Consider the following 6,438-nt stretch of genomic DNA (forward strand, 5'->3'; position numbering starts at 1 on the left):
GGGTTTTCACCCGTGTGCTCTTCATATGGGGGGGCCCGGGGACCGGCCCCCCCACCGACATGACCCGTCCTACTTGCCGTCCGCCGGCTTGTCCTCCAGGTCTGCGGAGCCCGCCGACGTCGTCGGCTTGTGCGCCTCCGTGGTCGGCTGCGCCGGCGTGTCCGGCCCGCCCGCCTCGGCCGGCTCCTCCGCTGCCGCGACATCGCCGTCCAGCAGCGCCGTCAGCGCCGCGCCCGTGATCCGGCGGAACGTACGACCCACCCGCTGGCGGTCCAGCACCGCAACCTCGAGCTGGTTCGCGGCGATCGTGCGGGCCGCGCCGCCCTCACCACCGACGGTGCTCAACGCCTGCACCGCCACCCGGGCCGCCTCACCGAGGGACATGTCCGCCCGGTGCTGCGACTTCAGCACACCGGTGATCGCCTCGGCCTGACCACCCATGGCCATCCGGCCCGGCTCGTCGTTGACCGACCCGTCATAGGTGAGCCGGTACAGCTCGTCGTCGTCCGGAGTCGCCCCGACCTCCGCAACGCAGATCTCCACCTCGAACGGCTTCGACTGCTCGGTGAAGATCGCGCCGAGCGTCTGCGCGAACGCGTTGGCAAGCGCCCGCCCGGTGACGTCACGCCGGTCGTAGCTCAGGCCGTTCAGATCGGCCATCCGCACCCCGGCCCGGCGCAGGTTCTCGAACTCGTTGTACCGACCGACGGCGGCGAAGCCGATCCGGTCGTAGATCTCGCTGACCTTGTGCAGGGCGCTGGAGAGGTTCTCCGCGACGAAGAGCACCCCGCCGGAGTAGCTCAGGACCACGGCGCTGCGCCCCCGAGCGATGCCCTTGCGGGCCAGCTCGGAGCGGTCGCGCATGATCTGTTCGGGCGAGGCGTAGAACTGCATGGCCACGGCGGCGGTTCTCCTTACGGCGCTGTGCTGACGACTGCGGACTGGTGGGGGTGGACGGGGCTCATCCGCCCGGGTTCTCCATCCGGCCGGCGACCACACCCTCGGCGATCGCCGCCGTCTCGGTGTCGGTCAACCGGCGGGTGCCCTCGGCGGTAGCGGTCATCACCACCGGATAGATCCGGCGGGTCAGGTCCGGTCCGCCGGTCGCGGTGTCGTCGTCGGCCGCGTCGTAGAGCGCCTCGACCGCGAGCCGGGTCGCGTCGTCCACGGACAGGCCCGCCCGGAAACGCTTCTTCAGCGCCGACTTCGCGAAGAGCGAGCCGGAGCCGATCGCGTCGTACCCGGTCTCCTCGTACGGGCCACCCGTCACGTCGAAGCTGAAGATCCGCCCCGCCCGAGCCGGGTCGGCGGCGGCCAGGTCGAAGCCGGCGAACAGCGGCACCACGGCGAGGCCCTGCATGGCCGCGCCCAGGTTGCCCCGGATCATCGACGCCAGCCGGTTGGCCTTGCCGTCGAGCGAGAGCATCGCGCCCTCGATCTTCTCGTAGTGCTCCAGCTCCACCTGGAACAGTCGCATCAGCTCGATGCCGATGCCCGCGGTGCCCGCGATGCCGACCAGCGAGTACGCGTCGGCAGGGTGCACCTTCTCGATGTCGCGCTGGGCGATCAGGTTGCCCATGGTGGCCCGTCGGTCGCCGGCCATCACCACGCCACCGGCGGCCGAGATCGCCACGATGGTGGTCGCGTGCGGCGCCAGGTCGGCGGCCATGCCCGGCGGCAGCGGCCGACGACCGGGCAGCATCTCGGGCGCCACCCGGCTCAGAAACGTGGTGAAGGAGGACGTCCCCGCGTTGGTGAACACATCTGGTAGACGCCCGGATGGATCAAAGCCCGCTGCCACGTGGTTCCTCTCAGGTACGTGATCGCCCTGGCCAGCCTCGTAGGACTGTCACGGAACTGGCCAAGACCACCGTTGCAGTTGAAGCAGAGTATCCCGCGCACCCACCCGGTGCGATGATCGTGGTCCAGATGTTGCGGGTCCGCGCCGCCACAGATCGCGCAGACCCCGCCCTGCTCGGCCAGGAGCTCCTGAAACTCCTTCTCCCCCACGCCGTAGCGCCGCTGGAGGTGGTACTCGCGTGTGCCGCCGTAGAGTCGTTGCGCCGTCTCTTTGCCACGGGCGTTGTGGCAGGGTTTGCAGTAGCTGTGCCGACCACTGGCCTTGGTCGAGGTGGTGGGAAAGTCGTTCAGGGGCTTGATCTGCTCACAGTCCGGACACCACTTGAGGCCTTCGCCGACGGGCCTGGGTGATCTCCGCTGCGGAGCAATACCGCGCTTGCGACGGCTTGCCTCCGACCGTGCGGCGGCGCAGACCTTGCAGTAGAAGGCCAGCCCGTCCTTCCTCCGCCGGTCACGGTGGAACTCAGTGCTGGCCAGCACTCTCTTGCACTGCGGACATGCCTTCTCGGCACCGTCCGGCGAATCGGACATATGGTATCATTCACCTCCTTTCTGTACATAGCCCCTCACGAATTCCTCTGCGTTTTCTTCGAGGACGGAGTCGATCTCGTCGAGCAGGTCGTCGACGTCCTCGGTGATCTCGGCGTGCCGCTCAGCCACCTCGGGGTTGGCCTCCGTGGTGACGTCCTCGATCTCCTCGCCCTGGCGGGACTTGCCGGACTGCGACTGGCCGCCGCTGTCATGAGTGGCCATTGCTGCCTCCTCCACGATCGTCTGCGATGAACTTACCTCGCTCGGACGACGAAAAGCCCGCTGCGCGCCGGCTTGCGGCGCACAGCGGGCAATCGGCGCCGCGTTCAGCCGCCGGTCAGCGTCTCCAGGAGGTCCTTGGCGCTGGCGCAGCGGTCGAACAGGGCGCCGACGTGGGCGCGGGTGCCCCGCTCCGGCTCCATCATCGGCACCCGGACCAGCGACTCGCGGCCCACGTCGAAGATCACCGAGTCCCAGCTCGCGGCGACCACCTCGGAGGCGTACTGGGCGAGGCAGCGGCCACGGAAGTAGGCCCGGGTGTCCTCCGGGGGCTCGGTCATGGCGCTGCGGGTCTCCTCGTCGGTGAGCAGCGTCTTCATCGCCCCGCGGGAGACCAGCCGGTTGTAGAGGCCCTTCTCCGGGCGTACGTCGGAGTACTGCAGGTCGACGAGCTGGAGCTTGTGCGAGCCCCAGCCGAGCTTCTCCCGCTCCCGGTAGCCCTCCAGCAGCCGCAGCTTGGCCACCCAGTCCAGTTCGTCGGCGCAGAGCATCGGGTCGCGGCCGAGCCGGTCCAGCACGTCCTCCCAGCGGTCCAGCACGTCGGCGGTCTGCTCGTCGACGTCGGTGCCGTAGCGGTCGTCGACAAAGGACCGCACCCGCTCCAGGTACGCCCACTGCACGTCCAGGGCGGTCAGCCGGCGGCCGTCGCGCAGCCTCATGAGGTGCGTGAGCGAGGGGTCGTGGCTGACCGCGCGCAGTTCGCTGACCGGGTCGGCGATGCCGAGGTCGGGGCCGAGCGCCTTCTCCTCGATCATGGTGAGGATCAGCGCGGTGGTGCCCACCTTGAGGTAGGTGGAGATCTCGGAGAGGTTGGCGTCGCCGATGATGACGTGCAGCCGGCGGTACTTGTCGGCGTCGGCGTGCGGCTCGTCGCGGGTGTTGATGATCGGCCGTTTGAGGGTGGTTTCCAGGCCGACCTCGACCTCGAAGAAGTCGGCGCGCTGCGAGATCTGGAAGCCGCTCTGCCCGCCGTCCTGCCCGATGCCGACGCGGCCGGCGCCGCAGACGATCTGCCGGGTCACGAAGAACGGCGTCAGGTACGCCACGATGTCGGCGAACGGGGTCTGCCGGCGCATCAGGTAGTTCTCGTGGGCGCCGTAGCTGGCGCCCTTGTTGTCGGTGTTGTTCTTGTAGAGGTGGATCGGCTGGCTGCCGGGGATGGTGGCGGCCCGGCGGGACGCCTCGGCCATGACCCGCTCGCCGGCCTTGTCCCAGCGCACGATGTCGCGGGGGGTGGTGACCTCGGGTGTGGAGTATTCGGGGTGGGCGTGGTCCACGTAGAGGCGTGCGCCGTTGGTGAGTATCACGTTGGCCAGGCCGAGGTCCTCGTCGGCGAGAGCCTCGGCGGGGTCGTACGCGGCCCCGGAGTACGTGAAGCCGCGGGCGTCGCGCAGCGGCGACTCCTCCTCGTAGTCCCAGCGGGCACGCCCGCCCCGGTTGAGCTCGGGCCGGGCCCCGTAGGCGTTGACCACCTGGGACGAGGTGACCATCGGGTTGGCTCCGGCCTGGCCGGGCACGGAGATGCCGTACTCGACCTCGGTGCCCATGATCCGTCTTACGCTCATCGACCTACCCGCTTCGCTCGCCCGACCCGGTCCCCCGTCACGTCGAGCGTAGTCCGACTGTTCGGGGACGGGGGCACGGCGGCGTGGGCGGGTTACGGGTGTCGGCCCGTGGCCCGCCCGCCGCGTTCAGTACTTGATGATCATTGGCACGGTGGTGACCCGGGGGCGCAGCTCGGGATACCTGGTCAGCAGCTTGTCGACGCGTCGCTGCGCGGACGGGTCGCTGATCAGCAGCCGGATCGGGCCGCGCGCGCCGCGCAGGATCTTGCGGGTGCGCTCCGGTTCCTCGAACATCGGCAGATAGATGGCCCCTTCCGTCTGCGCGGTGGTGCCCTGCAGAGCGGAGAGGCAGATCGACTCGACGTAGCCGCGGTAGCCGCCCCGGTCCAGCACGACGGTGACGGTGCCCGGTTGGACGGGATGACGGCGGTACGCGGCGGCGCAGACCTGGGCCACTCTCGACGGTTTGTCGACGCTGTGCCGGACCCACAGCTGGGTCCAGCTCTGCTTGTCGACCACGAGCACGCTGCCGCGCCAACCGGTGAGCCCGCAGAGGGTCACGACGGTGAGCACGGCCAGGGCGGCGGCGAGCGCGGGGATCGCGGCGGCGCGGACACCGCGCTCGCCGCCGGACGGGACGGGCAGCAGCCGGACCAGGGCGGCGGTGCCGACGATCAGTCCGACGAGGGCGAGGTGTGTGCCCTTCATGAAGTAGTAGGCGGGCTGGACGCCGGCGACGATGTTGGCCAGGGCGATGGCGAGGGCGAACCCGACGGCCACCAGCACGGCCGCGAGGTGACGGCGCCAGGCGCGGTCGGCGCGGCGGGCCTGGATCACCAGGCCGATCAGCACGATCGGGGTGAGGCCGAGCAGGGCGTGCCACGCCTCGGCGAGTTCCGGGCCGGCTTTCGCGTCGAGCGCTTCGGTCTGGCCGGCGCCGAGGATGCCGAGCAGCAGGGGCAGCGGGGCGAGAAGCGCGGTGAGCAGGCCGACGCCGAGCAGCGTACGGCGGACCTGGGTCAGCTCGCGGCGGTGCGCGATGAGCCAGCCGAGCACGAGCAGCCCGGCCGGGGGGAGGTACAGGTAGTAGGTGAAGCCGATTCCGGTGAGCAGGGCCCCGAGCAGGACGAGTTGTTCCCGGTTGCCGGCGAGGGGGCGTACGACAAGCGCGGTCAGCCCGACGGCGAGGGCGAGCCCGAGCACCTCGCTGGGGTAGCCGGCGATCAGCAGGCGGGGCAGTTGGCTGCCGAGGACGAGGGCGCCGATGACGATGGTCAGGACGACCCGGTGCAGCGGGTGCTGCGGACCGGACAGTCGCTGGGCGGCCCAGAACAGCGTGAGCACGAGGAGGCCGAGGGTGGCGAAGCACCACCATCCGTAGTGGGTGAGGCTGCTGACCCCGCTGGGAGTGCCGGTGGCCGAGCGCAGGTGCGCGTCGAGGAGCGCGGTGGTGAAATGCCAGCCCTGCGGATAGCGGACGAGCAACGAGACGATGTCGTCCCGGGAACCGGCCGGGTCGAGGAAGACGTACCCGCCGTGCCGGCCGATGGCGTCGACGAGGGCGACGTGGCGGAAGTTGTCCTCGCCGAGGGCGAGCAGGCTGAGGCGTCCGGCGAGGGTGGAGGCGCGCAGCCAGGGCAGGGTGAGGTAGCCGACGGTGGCGACGGTGGCGACGATCGGCAGCAGGTCGGTCCAGCCGGGGCGAGGCAGGGTGGGACGTCTACCGGTGGCCGCCGCGATGAGAGTGAGTGCCGTCAGCGCGGCGCCGGTGACCGCGACGGGGTGCAGACCCCAGGGCCAGACCGAGAAGAGCAGACCGGCGATGGTGGTGGCGCCGACGAGCAGCAGCACAGCGAGCATGAGCCGGTCGAGCAGGGTGCGGCCGCCGCGCAGCAGGCTGGCGGTGGCCAGCAGCACGAGCGGGGGCAGCAGCCAGGCGAGGTGCAGGGGGTACGCCACCGCGGGAACCAGCCAGGCTGCCGCCAGCGCGATGAGCAGCCGGCGGTGGGGGCGGGCGGGCGGCGGGGTGTCCGGGTTGACCGCGGGAGGTGCCGGTGGGTCGGTGACGGTCAGCTCGGACGGCACGCGGATCCTCGGGAAGTCGGAGGGTGGGGGCGCCACAGCGTACCGGGTCAGGTGGGGCTCGTGTGGGATGCCGGCGACGTGCCGGTGGTACGGGCGGGGCCCGGGACGCGACGCGTCC

6 protein-coding genes are annotated in these 6,438 nt (G+C 70.8%); all 6 read right to left on the reverse strand.

The features are described 5' to 3' along the window. Positions 1 to 69: 69 nt before the first annotated feature. A complete protein-coding gene (gene prcA / locus AB0J68_RS24220) occupies positions 70 to 900 on the reverse strand; it encodes a proteasome subunit alpha (protein ID WP_354862553.1) in 831 nt (276 codons plus the stop codon). A gap of 61 nt (positions 901 to 961) precedes the next feature. Next, a complete protein-coding gene (gene prcB, locus AB0J68_RS24225; protein ID WP_234581940.1) occupies positions 962 to 1,801 on the reverse strand; it encodes a proteasome subunit beta in 840 nt (279 codons plus the stop codon). Beyond that, on the reverse strand, positions 1,720 to 2,391 hold the full coding sequence (locus tag AB0J68_RS24230) for an endonuclease VII domain-containing protein (RefSeq protein ID WP_354862551.1): 672 nt from the start codon (positions 2,389 to 2,391) through the stop codon (positions 1,720 to 1,722). The genes prcB and AB0J68_RS24230 overlap by 82 nt, the downstream gene beginning before the upstream one ends. 6 nt (positions 2,392 to 2,397) lie before the next feature. After that, positions 2,398 to 2,613: a ubiquitin-like protein Pup gene (locus AB0J68_RS24235; RefSeq protein WP_088948111.1), complete on the reverse strand. Its 216-nt coding sequence runs from the start codon at positions 2,611 to 2,613 to the stop codon at positions 2,398 to 2,400. A gap of 104 nt (positions 2,614 to 2,717) precedes the next feature. Beyond that, positions 2,718 to 4,235, reverse strand: coding sequence for a depupylase/deamidase Dop (gene dop / locus AB0J68_RS24240; RefSeq protein ID WP_354863300.1), 1,518 nt, complete (start codon positions 4,233 to 4,235; stop codon positions 2,718 to 2,720). A 126-nt stretch (positions 4,236 to 4,361) separates the two neighbouring features. Next, positions 4,362 to 6,438, reverse strand: a 2,077-nt coding sequence (locus AB0J68_RS24245; RefSeq protein ID WP_363940549.1) for a hypothetical protein, incomplete at its 5' end; no start/stop codon positions are given.

Source organism: Micromonospora sp. NPDC049580 (assembly GCF_040675595.1).
GTDB lineage: Bacteria > Actinomycetota > Actinomycetes > Mycobacteriales > Micromonosporaceae > Micromonospora.

Excerpts from the sequence above, each read along its gene's own strand:
- AB0J68_RS24230 (WP_354862551.1), bottom strand. The coding sequence starts at position 2,391 with ATGTCCGATTCGCCGGACGGTGCCGAGAAGGCATGTCCGCAGTGCAAG.
- AB0J68_RS24235 (WP_088948111.1), bottom strand. The coding sequence starts at position 2,613 with ATGGCCACTCATGACAGCGGCGGCCAGTCGCAGTCCGGCAAGTCCCGC.
- dop (WP_354863300.1), bottom strand. The coding sequence starts at position 4,235 with ATGAGCGTAAGACGGATCATGGGCACCGAGGTCGAGTACGGCATCTCC.